This is a genomic window from Vibrio sp. D401a, assembly GCF_030248515.1.
GTDB classification, from domain to species: domain Bacteria; phylum Pseudomonadota; class Gammaproteobacteria; order Enterobacterales; family Vibrionaceae; genus Vibrio; species Vibrio rotiferianus.
The window spans coordinates 71717-83886 of sequence record NZ_JAHGAI010000024.1 but is presented as its reverse complement, the minus strand read 5'-3'; the positions used below and the strand labels follow the sequence as shown (position 1 = coordinate 83886).

15 protein-coding genes are annotated in these 12170 nt (G+C 40.6%); 6 read left to right on the top strand and 9 right to left on the bottom strand.

Annotated features, from left to right (window positions below; genetic code table 11):
• Nucleotides 1-238 precede the first annotated feature (238 nt).
• The gene (locus tag KIV41_RS11935) at nucleotides 239-559 is read left to right on the top strand and encodes a hypothetical protein (RefSeq protein ID WP_045386708.1); all 321 of its coding nucleotides are present in this window, start codon (nucleotides 239-241) and stop codon (nucleotides 557-559) included.
• A 321-nt stretch (nucleotides 560-880) separates the two neighbouring features.
• Here the strand turns inward: KIV41_RS11935 and KIV41_RS11930 are convergent, their stop codons facing one another.
• Together KIV41_RS11930 and tnpA are read right to left on the bottom strand one after the other, a co-directional pair.
• The gene (locus KIV41_RS11930; protein ID WP_045386705.1) at nucleotides 881-2311 is read right to left on the bottom strand and encodes a pyridoxal-dependent decarboxylase; all 1431 of its coding nucleotides are present in this window, start codon (nucleotides 2309-2311) and stop codon (nucleotides 881-883) included.
• A gap of 213 nt (nucleotides 2312-2524) precedes the next feature.
• Nucleotides 2525-2986, bottom strand: a complete 462-nt coding sequence (gene tnpA, locus KIV41_RS11925) for an IS200/IS605 family transposase (RefSeq protein ID WP_285336489.1) — start codon at nucleotides 2984-2986, stop codon at nucleotides 2525-2527.
• Nucleotides 2987-3260: 274 nt separating this feature from the next.
• On the opposite strand from tnpA, the gene KIV41_RS11920 reads away from it, so the two are divergent.
• Entirely contained in the window at nucleotides 3261-3647 is a 387-nt protein-coding gene (locus tag KIV41_RS11920; RefSeq protein WP_252043018.1) for a hypothetical protein, read from the top strand.
• Between the two features lie 184 nt (nucleotides 3648-3831).
• On the opposite strand, the gene KIV41_RS11915 is transcribed toward KIV41_RS11920, so the two are convergent.
• Nucleotides 3832-5094, bottom strand: coding sequence for an amidohydrolase family protein (locus KIV41_RS11915; RefSeq protein WP_285336488.1), 1263 nt, complete (start codon nucleotides 5092-5094; stop codon nucleotides 3832-3834).
• A 173-nt stretch (nucleotides 5095-5267) separates the two neighbouring features.
• Nucleotides 5268-5804 (bottom strand): prepilin-type N-terminal cleavage/methylation domain-containing protein, encoded by a 537-nt coding sequence (locus tag KIV41_RS11910; protein WP_171358344.1) that lies wholly within the window; start codon nucleotides 5802-5804, stop codon nucleotides 5268-5270.
• Between the two features lie 219 nt (nucleotides 5805-6023).
• Between KIV41_RS11910 and KIV41_RS11905 the strand changes: the two genes are divergently transcribed.
• Genes KIV41_RS11905 through KIV41_RS11895 form a run of 3 tightly spaced genes read left to right on the top strand, consistent with a single transcriptional unit; the run spans nucleotide 6024 to nucleotide 7671 of the window.
• Entirely contained in the window at nucleotides 6024-6227 is a 204-nt protein-coding gene (locus KIV41_RS11905; protein ID WP_171358345.1) for a DUF3955 domain-containing protein, read from the top strand.
• A gap of 48 nt (nucleotides 6228-6275) precedes the next feature.
• Nucleotides 6276-7058: a nucleotidyltransferase domain-containing protein gene (locus tag KIV41_RS11900; protein WP_252043020.1), complete on the top strand. Its 783-nt coding sequence runs from the start codon at nucleotides 6276-6278 to the stop codon at nucleotides 7056-7058.
• Nucleotides 7059-7086: 28 nt separating this feature from the next.
• Nucleotides 7087-7671, top strand: a complete 585-nt coding sequence (locus KIV41_RS11895; protein WP_252043021.1) for a DUF1287 domain-containing protein — start codon at nucleotides 7087-7089, stop codon at nucleotides 7669-7671.
• 143 nt (nucleotides 7672-7814) lie between these two features.
• Here KIV41_RS11895 and KIV41_RS11890 read toward each other — a convergent pair whose 3' ends face one another.
• From KIV41_RS11890 to KIV41_RS11875, 4 genes are all read right to left on the bottom strand, one after another.
• Nucleotides 7815-8183: a hypothetical protein gene (locus KIV41_RS11890; RefSeq protein WP_252043023.1), complete on the bottom strand. Its 369-nt coding sequence runs from the start codon at nucleotides 8181-8183 to the stop codon at nucleotides 7815-7817.
• Between the two features lie 101 nt (nucleotides 8184-8284).
• On the bottom strand, nucleotides 8285-8920 hold the full coding sequence (locus tag KIV41_RS11885; RefSeq protein ID WP_052447932.1) for a bifunctional 2-polyprenyl-6-hydroxyphenol methylase/3-demethylubiquinol 3-O-methyltransferase UbiG: 636 nt from the start codon (nucleotides 8918-8920) through the stop codon (nucleotides 8285-8287).
• Between the two features lie 86 nt (nucleotides 8921-9006).
• Entirely contained in the window at nucleotides 9007-9660 is a 654-nt protein-coding gene (locus KIV41_RS11880; protein WP_252043024.1) for an HAD family phosphatase, read from the bottom strand.
• A gap of 50 nt (nucleotides 9661-9710) precedes the next feature.
• Nucleotides 9711-10124 carry an RDD family protein gene (locus tag KIV41_RS11875; protein ID WP_045386693.1) on the bottom strand — a complete coding sequence of 138 codons (414 nt, stop codon included), beginning with the start codon at nucleotides 10122-10124 and terminating at the stop codon, nucleotides 9711-9713.
• Nucleotides 10125-10733: 609 nt separating this feature from the next.
• Between KIV41_RS11875 and KIV41_RS11870 the strand changes: the two genes are divergently transcribed.
• Nucleotides 10734-11132 carry a hypothetical protein gene (locus KIV41_RS11870; RefSeq protein WP_252043025.1) on the top strand — a complete coding sequence of 133 codons (399 nt, stop codon included), beginning with the start codon at nucleotides 10734-10736 and terminating at the stop codon, nucleotides 11130-11132.
• Between the two features lie 204 nt (nucleotides 11133-11336).
• On the opposite strand, the gene KIV41_RS11865 is transcribed toward KIV41_RS11870, so the two are convergent.
• Nucleotides 11337-11759 (bottom strand): tetratricopeptide repeat protein, encoded by a 423-nt coding sequence (locus KIV41_RS11865; RefSeq protein WP_285336483.1) that lies wholly within the window; start codon nucleotides 11757-11759, stop codon nucleotides 11337-11339.
• Between the last annotated feature and the right edge of the window lie 411 nt (nucleotides 11760-12170).

The following is a 12170-nucleotide window of genomic DNA, read 5'->3' as shown; positions in this document are numbered from 1 at the left end:
TTTCCTTTTAAGCGAGAGTACTGATAGAAGTATAGAGCGTCAATGCTGAGAAGATAGTCAAAGCACATTGCATTGACGTGAGCCTCAGTTCAGCCGTGAATTCTACTCGTTGTACCAACTCACCACAGGACAATGAAATATAATTTGCTTGTGTATTTATTCTTGCCGCTAAATGGCAATTTTTGAAAGTCATTCCCCTTTATCTTACTTATCAACTTGTTTGAATTAGGAAAGAGAAATGAAAGCACGTAATGCCCTTTTGATTTTACTTACAAGCACTATTGGTTTTAACGCTAATGCGATTACCGACGCCAGCAAGGTTGGCGCAAATGCAGGAGCGATGAGTTACTGCTACGATCGCGTCGCCTCTGGCAAAGACAAATCGAAATACCGTTTATTGAAGCTCAAAACACTGGAAGAGTATCAAGACCTAGACAGCGGTGATCGAGCGAGAGCCCTAGTGATGAAGAAAGCCGCTGAAGATGGAGAATATCTTGGCGATCCACTGGATAAATCACGATGCAATAGCTTAAGAAAGATGTTGTTTGTAAAATACTAATCGAACCAAAATCCTTAAAGCCATCACTGTTTAGTGGTGGCTTTTTTGTAGAGATTTGCCCTCAAGCGTTTCAAGTAACCATTTCTATCACAACAGTGCATGCACTAAACCGAAGCCTTACTAAATAAGGTACCCAGACTCCCTTACACGAGTTTCGAGCCTACTCTCTACCTCAAGTGAGCTTAGGTCTGTCAGCTACAAAAACGGACTTTCACATGCCCAGGAATGAAAGGGTTAACTTACTTCCATACATGAATCGTTAAAACAAAAACCGCACTTAACAAAGTGCGGTTTTTAAAAGGCAGGGTTCTAAAATAGAAACTACATCAGTGCAAGTTCTGCCTTATAGGCTTGAATGATCTTTTCTGCTGATTGATCAATATCTTGTTCTGAGGTGTGATAGTTGAGCACCGAGAACAACATGGTTTTTAGACCTTTATAACCTGATGTTGATGGGTATAAGAATCCCTCTTGCTGCAACCGATGTACGACACGATCAGTAAGTTCATTGCGATATTCATCATCACCAATGCCAAACTGCGCAGAGAATCGGTTAGACACCACATCATTAAGGATGGTAACCCCCTGTACTTGCGCCAACTTATCTGCCATACGCTTTGCTAACGTGACACAATTGTCTAGATGAGCAACAATACCCTCTTTACCCAATGACTTGAATGCAGCATAAACAGGTAAACCTCGTGCACGTCGTGATGCCGCGATGCCAAAGTTGATCGCATTTCGGTCCGGTTTCTCCATGGCATCATTCAAGTAATCCCCCATATTACTACCACCCATCGCACTCGTAATTTTGCTAGGGTCTTTAACAATTACCATGCCGCAATCGTAAGGCATGTTAAACCATTTATGACCATCAGTATCAATCGAGTCCGCTCGCTCAATGCCTTTCAATAGATGTTTCTGGCTGTCGCTCGCTGCAGCCCAAAGGCCAATCGCACCATCAACATGCAACCACGCGTTTTCATGCGCTGCGACCGCATCTGCGATTTCATCAAATGGGTCAAAGGCACCGGAATCGATACAACCAGCCTGAGCACAAACTAGCGCAGGTCCACTGCAATCAGACAGAACTCGGTTCAGCTCTGATGGAATCAATCGAAGATTGCTGTCTGTCGGTACTTTTTTAATACATTCGACTCCAAGGCCAATCATGGAAAGCGCTCGCTTGATAGTTGAATGGATCTGGTCACTCACCACTACGTTGATGCGTGGTGCACCATACAAACCTTTTGTCGCGACGTCCCAATCAGCTTTTGCGAGTAACGAATTACGTGCAGTGATCAGAGATGTGTAAATTGCCTCTTGCGCTCCTGAGGTAAAGCCAACTGCCGATCCTGGAGTGAGACCAAGCAACTCTACCATCCACTCTGCCGCGGTTTCTTCAGCGACTGCCATCGCAGGGCTAGAAACATAGTAGGGGACATTCTGGTCCCAAGCACTGACTAACCAATCTGCCGCTAAAGACGCTGGAAATGTACCGCCAATTGCGTAACCAAAGAAACGGGGGCCACCAGACGCTACTAGGCCGGCATCCAGTGCATTCACCATATCATCAATGACTTTTCCTGGCTCACTCGCAACACTTGGTAAATCACCTCCAATCAACTCTCTTAGCTGCTGAGATGTGGTTTCTTTATCAACAGGACGCTCGCCTAGTGACTCTAGGTAAGCGGTTGCATGCTCTAGTGAACGTTCTAGTAAAGGGCGATAGTCTTTGAAATGATGAGACATAATGTTTCTCTCTGTTGTCGGAAATTATCTTCAATATACAGCCCACAGCCGAGATTAATTGCCACATCACGACAAGCACAAATTAAGCTTGCCGGCTTTTTACACATAAAAAATTATCCACCGGCATAGCCGGTGGTTTTTCATATGCGCCTATAGGGCTCTCCTACTGGCAGCGCCCTAGCAGGCGCATAGTGATCTGACATTTGCATATGACTATTTCCTGCGGCCCGTAAACGGGCTACCTGAATACGGGATCGACAATTGCTCCCCCATTTTATCCTGCTCTAGTTGGTACTTTATGTATCTTTGTATCTTGCCTGTGTTTTTTCCTACCGTATCTACATAATACCCTCGACACCAAAATTCTCGATTCCTGTACTTGAACTTCAAATCTCCAAATCGCTCATAGAGCATCAGGCTACTTTTTCCTTTCAAATGCCCCATAAACGAGGAAACACTCATCTTCAGTGGTATCTCTAAAAGCATATGAATATGATCTGCGCAGCATTCCGCTTCAATAATATTCACGTCCTTCCATTCACATAGTTTTCTAAGTATCTCTCCTACTGCCCTTCGTCTCTCACCATAGAACACCTGTCTTCGGTACTTAGGTGCAAAAACCACATGATATTTACAGTTCCAACGCGTATGCTCTAAGCTATTTTCTTCCCCCATTGGGACCCCTTTCAATTCTTAATTAACTCTTGCAGTTGCCAGATCACAAGACGTTTTTATCAAATTGAAAGGGGTTATATAACTGACTCATAGCTGTAAGCTTTACGGAACCCCCAGCCTAGCTGGGGGTTTTCTCTATACAATAAGCGAAGCTAGGGGGGTGGATGTCAGTTCCGTAGCTACGCTCAAGCAACATCTTGCTTAACTCGATTAAAATCGAGCAATTTTTTGCCTCCACTTTCCTCGTGTTATAGTCGTTTTTTTAGGAGGCGACATGGATAAAACCAATAAAAACCTTTCAATAATCATATTCTTATTTATTACGATATCACTATCTGCAGCAAGCGGTTATCAGTACGTTGGTGACTTTATTGAGAAAGGGCTTAACGCTATCAGTTTCTTTATCGGGTATTTTGTGCTGGTGGCTATGTTTGGCATCTTTAAGGGCGTCACTCTATTTACTCGAAAGCAGCTTTTATTTCTTGCCTACTCTTCTATCGTGTTCGTATTTGCTGTTTACCTATATCCATGCTTCAAGTATTCAGACCAGAACCAAAGCGCCCTAATGTCTACTTTCGTTTTCGACCTAATTCTTAACACCTTTATTTTCACAGTTCTATATAAGGAAGCCAGCAATGAACGCAGCAAAAGTAATCGCTGAAATTAGAAGATTAGCGCCGCTTGTTAGTATCTTAAGGCGTGTTTGATGATTGGGTTGCTAGCATGAAGCATGAGAGCTACCTCTTATTGTCTTTGATTACGGATTCAGCACCTTTAATCAAAGTGGGTAACTCTCTTCTTTTCAAATTGAAGTGTCAGATCTAGTCGGAACTAATACAACTTATTTATAAAGTGTTTTTGTATACAACACCGTCTTTCATGATTAGCTTCTGTGTCTCTGTATTTGCGACACACTCGACGCCGTCAAGGGGGTTACCATCAATGATCAATAAGTCTGCATAAGCACCCTCAGCGATTTGTCCCAGTTTTCCTTCTTGGTACGGGTGTTGGTATGTCGACATTTCAAATAGGCGTCCACAGTTTGACGTTGCCATGCGAAGCGCTGTAATGGTATCGAACGTTTTTTCAATCGCACCAAACTCATTTAATTGCGTTGCATGGACGTTGGTTTCACCTACACAGTCGGTACCAAACGCAAGGTTTTGAATATCGTACTTTTTGATAAGCTCTGCAGATTTAAACATTGCTTTGCCTACTCGTTCAGTTTTGCGATAAGTCTCTTCGTTTGGTAGCGGAATCTTACGCTCGGCAATCAAAGATGAAGTAAAGTAAGATGGAATAACCCAAATGCCTTTCTCTTTAATCGTTTGAGCAATATCATCATCCATGATAGTTGCATGCTCGAAAGACATCACACCCGCCTCTGCCGCTCTTCGCATTGCATCTGCGGTATGAATATGAGCAGCGACATACGTACCGTAATCACTAGCAGCTTCAACAGCGGCTTTCATTTCATCCAGTGTGTATTGCAGCGTGTCTAGTGGATCAAACGTTGAAGATGCACCGCCGCCAGCCATGATTTTGATCTGAGATGCACCCACGAATAACTGTTCACGAACCGCTTTGAGCACCTCCGCTCGGCCATCAGCTACTTTCATCGCCCCTAACTTCATCATTGGCGAATCTTCATGCCCGTTTGCTAAACGTTCTTGAGCTTGATTTTGACGGTAATCTGAATGACCACTAGTTTGAGAAATTGCCGCCATTGATGGCAAAATGCGAGGACCTTTTGCATAGCCATTATCGATGCTTTTCTTCAAACCAAGGGTGTTACCAGCAACATCTCGAATCGTAGTAAAACCACGCATTAACATTTCTTCAGAGATTTTCGCTGAGCGAATCGCCACTTCTTCACGTGTCATGGTATCAATCACATTGAATGGCGCTGATAGCGTGATATGCACATGAGCATCAATTAAGCCAGGCATGACCGTTTTACCTTCGGCATCAATGATTTTCTCAGCCTTCGAGTCATCCACTTTCCCGATTTGTGTGATTAGATTATTTTCAATTAGAATGTCTACGTTCTTTTGAAGTTGCTCATCCACACCGTTAAACACGTTTGCATTTTTAATTACGATACTCATGGTTTCTATCTCCAAGTCAGTTGTCTCAATACAGGTGCATCATATCGAGCTGCTCGAAGATATAATTGCCATTTCACGACAGAGTATTACATCGCTAACTAGAGTAAAGTTTGATGATTGAGCGGTTATGATTAACGATAGAAAAAGAGCCGCATAATGCGGCTCTTTACCAGTTATGAATCTGGGTCGTCATCAATAATGACATCGCCAGTTTGCGAGTTATAAAAGATGGATAACTCCGGCAGAGTATTATAGTTGTAACGGCATTGACCAGGGTTAATATAGTTCGCTTGATATTCGGACCGATTTACATCGCTGGATGTCGAAATTGTTGGTGGTTCAACAAAGAGAACATTCCATACTGAAATACAGTCAGCACTATTATTTAACGTTGGAAACTCCTCATAAGGAGGGTATTGCTGAGCAGGAAATCCCCACTGGTTGATATCTAGTTGATCTTCAGGCCCATCACCGTAGATTTGAAGATTATCCGCCGGACCACCACCATTCATAGCCATCGCTTTAGAGTGTGCAAGGCTAATCGCCGTTTTAAAAGATGCACCGCTTCTTTGGACAGATGCGACATGTGCGTCTGTAGTAACACCTAAAAACCTAGGTGCCGCGACCACCGCAAGTATGCCAAGTACTACGATGACGACAACAAGCTCAATTAACGTGAAACCTTTCACTTTCATCGTGTGTTTACCCATTATTGTTTTTTGTTATTCCATTCTTGCATTTTTTAACATGATAGAAATCACATCGCACTAAAAATCAAACCTTGCTCACGACAATTGATAAAAAATACAATAACGAAAATTAACATTTCACTTATAACAAGCACCTTTAAATTTCGACGCCATCAAATAGATTTGATAGTGTAGGTAGCATCTAATTAGATTAGTAATAAATTTAAAGTAAGGTGAAGAATGCACTATCTAAAAAACTATTGGTTAAGTATCACCTTTGTTCTAATTAGTGGCTTATGTGTTCTACTCTACCGTGCTGCTCCGTCATATATAGATGAGAACGGTTTTCTAGTTGAGGCTTTTGGTTTCATACCTCTTTCTTGGTTTTTCCTGTTGCTATCGGCTATCGCCTTTCTCGTAACTTACTGGCGAAATAAAAGATAGTTTAAACCCATAACGAACAAGCGCGTGGCCGCATATGGAGATGGATATTTGAAAAATAACGGATTAGATCATCAAGGCTACATCATCAACCCGTGCTCACAAGATCGTATTCAACCTGAGTTTACTCACCTCATTGAAACAACCCTGCAATCATTGCAATCAAGCCTCAGTGGCACGCTTCATAGCGTTTACTTGTATGGCAGTATCGCAAAAGGCAGTGCTATACCTTTTCTATCAGACTTAGATCTGTCTTTGGTCTTTAATGAACCAATCAACGACGCAGATACCAAGTACCTTGCCCAGCTATCTCTCGATCTTCAGCTGCAATTTCCTATCGTCAGTAAGATTGACTTTGACTCAGGCCATGTTGAAGAAGTTCTTAACCCAAGAGAGAAGTATCGATGGCAGTTTTGGTTGAAGCATTCTTGCTGTTGCATTTGGGGAGAAGATTTGTCCGTAGGCTTTTGCAAACATAAGCCAAATATCAAAATTGCACACGAACTCAATCATGATCTGGCAGCTTTCATCATCGCTATTAAAGATAACCAAAGTTTGACGGAAGCGATCAAAAGTAAATCGATGGCAAAGAAGATATTACGAACCGCTTATTATCTCATCGCACATGAAGACGACAGCTGGTACACGGATCTCGATAAGTGCTCAGAAAGTCTCTTAAAATTCTATCCTGACGATAAACAAGCGATTCATGACGCACTTCATTTAGCTATTGATGAAACCACCGATTCCACCTTAGCCATTAAGGTATATCAAACATTTGGTACTAAGCTCGCACAAAAGCTAAATGGCGTTTCGTTATATTCGAGCCAGTAGCTAAGCAAACATGAAACAAGGAGGTTTCGTGCAACTCTCTCTTTTATTGATCGCGATGGCGTTGTCATCGGATGCCCTTGCAGAAGCGTCTTTCTCTGAGCTCCTTACTGAAGCTGCGAAAGAAAGGACAACCTTTGATGTTCAATATGATGGCTCATACTACGGTATAAACTATCCAAACGGAGACGTTCCTGAAGGGATTGGAGTCTGCACGGACGTGATTATTCGCAGTTATCGCAAACTCGGCATCGATCTTCAAGTTTTAGTACACGAAGATATGCGCGATAACTTTAATAAATACCCCTCAAAACGTATCTGGGGGCTTAGTACCACTGATAGAAACATTGACCATAGAAGAGTCCCCAACCTTCAAACTTTTTTCTCTCGCCACGGCACCTCTCTGCCAGTATCTTCAAATCCATCTTCTTACCAAGCTGGGGATATAGTTACGTGGATGCTACCAGGAAACCTTCCACATATTGGCATTGTGATTGACAAGTACTCAGATGGAGAAAAGCGCCCACTAATTGTGCACAATATAGGCGCAGGAACCGTCATTGAAGATATGCTGTTTGACTATAAAATAACTGGGCATTATCGATTTCAGCCATAGTGTCAGTATGAATGCGTACAGTATTGTGTTTGGTGGCCCTAGGTCAGAAGCTAAGCCAAGTTGGTAAGATAGAGCACCCTATTTCCACTCTGTGCGTAAACACCATAAAATATCATGTGTCGCCAAACATTCTTATGCGATTGCTATACACCTGATTGTACCTTCTTGATTTTTAGCCAAAACGCCTCTTGGCACTTATTCGTAAAGTTCTTTTTATTCGGTTTAATATTTATAGTGTTAGGTTGTTCTATCACCTCATATGAAATCCAGCACTCCTCACAAACGACCTCCGAGAAGTGAGCTGATGATTCGAGTTCAGTTAACTTTCTTATCGTAACACCGTTGATAAACTTTGCGGTTAACTCACTGCTTTCGGTAATAATGCCGTCTTCTTCCAATGTTTGGGCTCTATTTGTCTCCTCTGTGAACGTCAAACAGTCGGAGCCTTCATTCATCGCCAATATATAGGTAAACAAGTTGTTCATTATCGTTCCCAGATTTATATCAAGCATACATAGCGCCTTGTTAAACAGCCAAAGTGGTACCAATTTACACTATTACGCTGATTCATCGTCGTGTCCATCACCTACCTCTGAGCACCATGCGATTCCTGCTAACACTTCTGAACGAAAATATATCTGACTTCATATGCTTTTTGTCCGTGCTTAGCATGACTGACACTGTCGATGACTTGACCACCTTCAAGTTTCGTAAACTGCCGGAAACTATTCGTTAGATCCGGTTCGGTGAAAAAATGTATGTACTTTCCAGCTTTCACCTCAAAAGTAGCTGCTTCTACTTCTGTCCCACACCCAAAGTAATCATCATTTTCTGAAAGCGCGGTAAAGAACATAAAGCCATTCGGTCTTACAAAGCGACTGCATTTATCGATGAATCTGCTGCGTTCTTTCTCTAGAAACAAATGAAGTACATCAAAGCAAAAAATGGCGTCATATTTTTCTTCTGGTAGCTCTACATCAAAAATCGAACCATGAAATAAATTTATTCGTGGGTCATAATTACGGGCTAAGTTACAAGCCGTTGATGATATCTCTACGCCGGTTACATCGAATCCATTAGAAGTAAACAGCTTACTATTTCTACCATACCCCACACCGGGAATTAAGATGCTATGCACTTGGTTTTCTTTGAAATGAGATAAAGCTATATCAGCGGTAATACTTGGTCTATTTCCCCAAATACAAGCACTTTCTTTAAACTGTTCATCCCAGTATGCTTCTTGATTCAAACTCCCTCCTTGTACCGAAACAAACTCACGCATCAATATTTGGATATTGAGAATAAAATGCCGAGCGTTGTGAATCACTCTCAAGTTTATTGCTGTACTAACATTTCATCGTAGGCTTCAATTACTTTAGAAGCTGCACTCATGTCATTTTTGCCATTAAACTCATGCTTAATCACGACAACTTCACAACCGCTTGATTTACCGGCCAAAACCCCAGCAGTCGAGTCTTCAAAAATCAACGTGCTCTCTGGAGAGGCATTTAGCTGTGACAAAGCTAAATTATAAGCTTCAGGATCGGGTTTATGCTTGGTCACATGCTCTTGAGTAATGACAATTTCGAAAGCTTCTGTAAGATTTAACGTCTCGAGGATGTTGTCCACCATCCATGTTGCCGCTGAGCTAACAACACCACATGTTTTCCCTGTCTTGTTTAATTGTTCAATATACTCTTTTGCGCCTGTATTTAACTCTAAGTTATCTGATAAAAGACGCTCGTAGTGAGTGCGAAAATGGGAATTAAACTCTTCTAACATCGGATAAATCGATGCCGCTTCAAAGAAATGTCCTGTCACTACTGACCAGCTTTCACCCATCACATCCTTATAAATGTTAAAATCAACCTCTGAGCCATAATCTGCGCACGCTAACGCCAGCGCCTTCCCTTTTAGCGGCTCCGAATTCACTAACGTCCCATCCATATCAAATAGATACACTTGATAATCTTTCAAAATACTCTCCACGAAAAAATCTATAGTTTTATATACACAGGATACCTAGAGCTGTTTATCGACTACCTGACTATAACGATTGTGTTTGCCAACTTGTCGCCTAGCCTTTGTCTTCTTTTACCAAGAATGAATACTGCATCAAACATGCCGATAAGTGGCGTAAGCACATTGCGGAAAAATGACTGTGGGAAGCTGCAACTTTTCCCTGTAACCGAATCAATGACTGATATACCTAATAGCTTCTTACCGAAACTTTGTCCTTGTGCTAAGCCATCAGAAAGCAGGAAGTATATCGCTGCTCCGAAAAAGGCAATTAAACTTGCGATTTCTTGGGATAAGCCAATTAAATTGGCAGCCCAAAGCGAAAAAATGAACATTGAAATGCTAATTACGCCGTCGATGAGTTGTCCTAAGTAACGTAGACCTGGACTAGCAAGCCTGTGCGACTCAATAATTGAACCTCTATCAATTTCCATTTTGATTCTCTCTTAGTGTTTTAGATGTTGAATATATTGCCTTATTCCTCGTCAAGGGAGGGCGTACGCCACCGTCTAATTTCGAACTAAAGATATCACGCAAACTAAATATCAATTAAACGCTTTTTAACTATTACCTATAACTCGTCAATTTACCCAAAAACATTAAAGCCTGTAACTAAAATATCAACAAAAATCACCACTACAAGCTAAACTTAGCGACGTAAAATTAAGTTGCAATATTGTATTAAAAGACATGGAGAGTGAGTTCTAAGTTTTTACACGTGCTTCTAGAGTTTTGAGAGGAGACTTATCCATAGCTTAGCTTAACTGAACTTTACTTCTCTCAGTACATACTTATGTGTACTTAATTGAAACTCAACGTCACTAAGCAAGGTGATCTGAATAAATTTTATACAACAAACCATTGCATGCAGGTCAAGAAAATCTGAAATGGGCTACTGGTATTCTACTTCCATTTTTCATACTTAAATTCAATTAAATACATTTCAGTCAGTATCTTAGAATAAAATTGAGATATCAAACATGAATAAGCCTTTCCAAATTGCTAGTGTCGACTTCCTTTCCAATAATATCTAAAGGTTGAATATGAAGTATTTTTTCTTGGCTTTAACACTCTTTTTTTCGCAAACTGCTTTTTCTGGAAGTGGTAAAACAATTATCCCAACTTGGGAAAGTAATCACGCAGCTTTCTTCTATGTCACAAACATCACTAATAACCCCATCAGTGTTAATTTAAAATTGTACGATCGAGATGGAAATGTTATCAACCTCTTAGATTGGGGATACAAAGAAAGTTTTATTGTCGATCCAAAAGCCACAAACAAATTTTCAATTAAGGCTCCAAGATCAAATCGAGCTGAATGGGGATTTGGAACAGTCTCTTGGGAAAACCAATCGGGTGACGATGAAGTAGCGCTAATTATGTATACAAGTAATATTGTTTATGATAATAAGGTCGCTGTAAACGGTGGAAAGCCATTTTAAAAAAGCGGCTAAAGCCGCTTTTATTTTCCTTTCCCTAAAAACCAAAGCCATCTATACCATCTAACTATGTTATGCACTGATTTCACTAGCAATGCTAGTTAAATTATCAGCTACTACAATTTTGACTGATATATTCCAAATAGAACTTGCTCATATCTTGAACTTTATTTTGTTCATCATTGGTAAGCGTTTTAACAAATTTTTCTAGCATTCTGTTATTGTCATGATAGCCATTAGCCCGCGATACAAACATCCATACGTACGCTTGAAGATTATCTTTAGCAACCCACGTCCAAGAAAATACAGTAAACCAACGTTGTATTGGGATTCCAAAATACCTTTTGGGGCTGCTTGCTCATATAAATGAATAGCTTTTCTGTCATTTTTATCCACAGCTTTCCCTGTATGGTACATATTTCCTAGATTATTTTGAGCTTTTGCATGCTCCTGTTTTGGGGATTGTTGATAACAGTACATAGGCTGTTCATCGTCTATCTCCACATCTAAACCTTCATCGTATATCCAACCAAGGTAAAACTGTCCGTCAATATGTCCTTGCTTGGCTGATTTTTCATACCAATAAACGGCTTTGTTGTCGTCTTGACCTATACCATACATCAATCCCATATGAACCTGAGCAACTTCACTTCCCTCCTCTGCTGCACCTTACATTAAAGAAAAAGGCTCCTCTTTCCAGCCCAAGGAACAAACTGACATTGAAGGTGCTGCCATTGTCATAATCATTAATGTTATTTCTATAGACATAAAAATCTCTCACATGAAGAAATCCATTCATTTAATTAAGTTACGCATGTTAAAAACATAAATTTATTATCAACATTCCTGTCAATTAAAAAATTTATATGCATAACCGAACGTGTGTCCAATGAGTTATAAAAAATTTAAAGGGAATCTTTTTAATTACACACCATTAAAATTAAATTTCGCAGATAAGGATTCATTTATCAATATAATCCTTATTATTTGCGATAAAAAACAATAAAGTAATTTCTTATATATTAGATGTAAGCCTTTCAT

Excerpts from the sequence above, each read along its gene's own strand:
- KIV41_RS11935 (WP_045386708.1), top strand. The coding sequence starts at position 239 with ATGAAAGCACGTAATGCCCTTTTGATTTTACTTACAAGCACTATTGGT.
- KIV41_RS11930 (WP_045386705.1), bottom strand. The coding sequence starts at position 2,311 with ATGTCTCATCATTTCAAAGACTATCGCCCTTTACTAGAACGTTCACTA.
- tnpA (WP_285336489.1), bottom strand. The coding sequence starts at position 2,986 with ATGGGGGAAGAAAATAGCTTAGAGCATACGCGTTGGAACTGTAAATAT.
- KIV41_RS11920 (WP_252043018.1), top strand. The coding sequence starts at position 3,261 with ATGGATAAAACCAATAAAAACCTTTCAATAATCATATTCTTATTTATT.
- KIV41_RS11915 (WP_285336488.1), bottom strand. The coding sequence starts at position 5,094 with ATGAGTATCGTAATTAAAAATGCAAACGTGTTTAACGGTGTGGATGAG.
- KIV41_RS11910 (WP_171358344.1), bottom strand. The coding sequence starts at position 5,804 with ATGGGTAAACACACGATGAAAGTGAAAGGTTTCACGTTAATTGAGCTT.
- KIV41_RS11905 (WP_171358345.1), top strand. The coding sequence starts at position 6,024 with ATGCACTATCTAAAAAACTATTGGTTAAGTATCACCTTTGTTCTAATT.
- KIV41_RS11890 (WP_252043023.1), bottom strand. The coding sequence starts at position 8,183 with ATGCTTGATATAAATCTGGGAACGATAATGAACAACTTGTTTACCTAT.
- KIV41_RS11875 (WP_045386693.1), bottom strand. The coding sequence starts at position 10,124 with ATGGAAATTGATAGAGGTTCAATTATTGAGTCGCACAGGCTTGCTAGT.
- KIV41_RS11870 (WP_252043025.1), top strand. The coding sequence starts at position 10,734 with ATGAAGTATTTTTTCTTGGCTTTAACACTCTTTTTTTCGCAAACTGCT.
- KIV41_RS11865 (WP_285336483.1), bottom strand. The coding sequence starts at position 11,759 with ATGGGATTGATGTATGGTATAGGTCAAGACGACAACAAAGCCGTTTAT.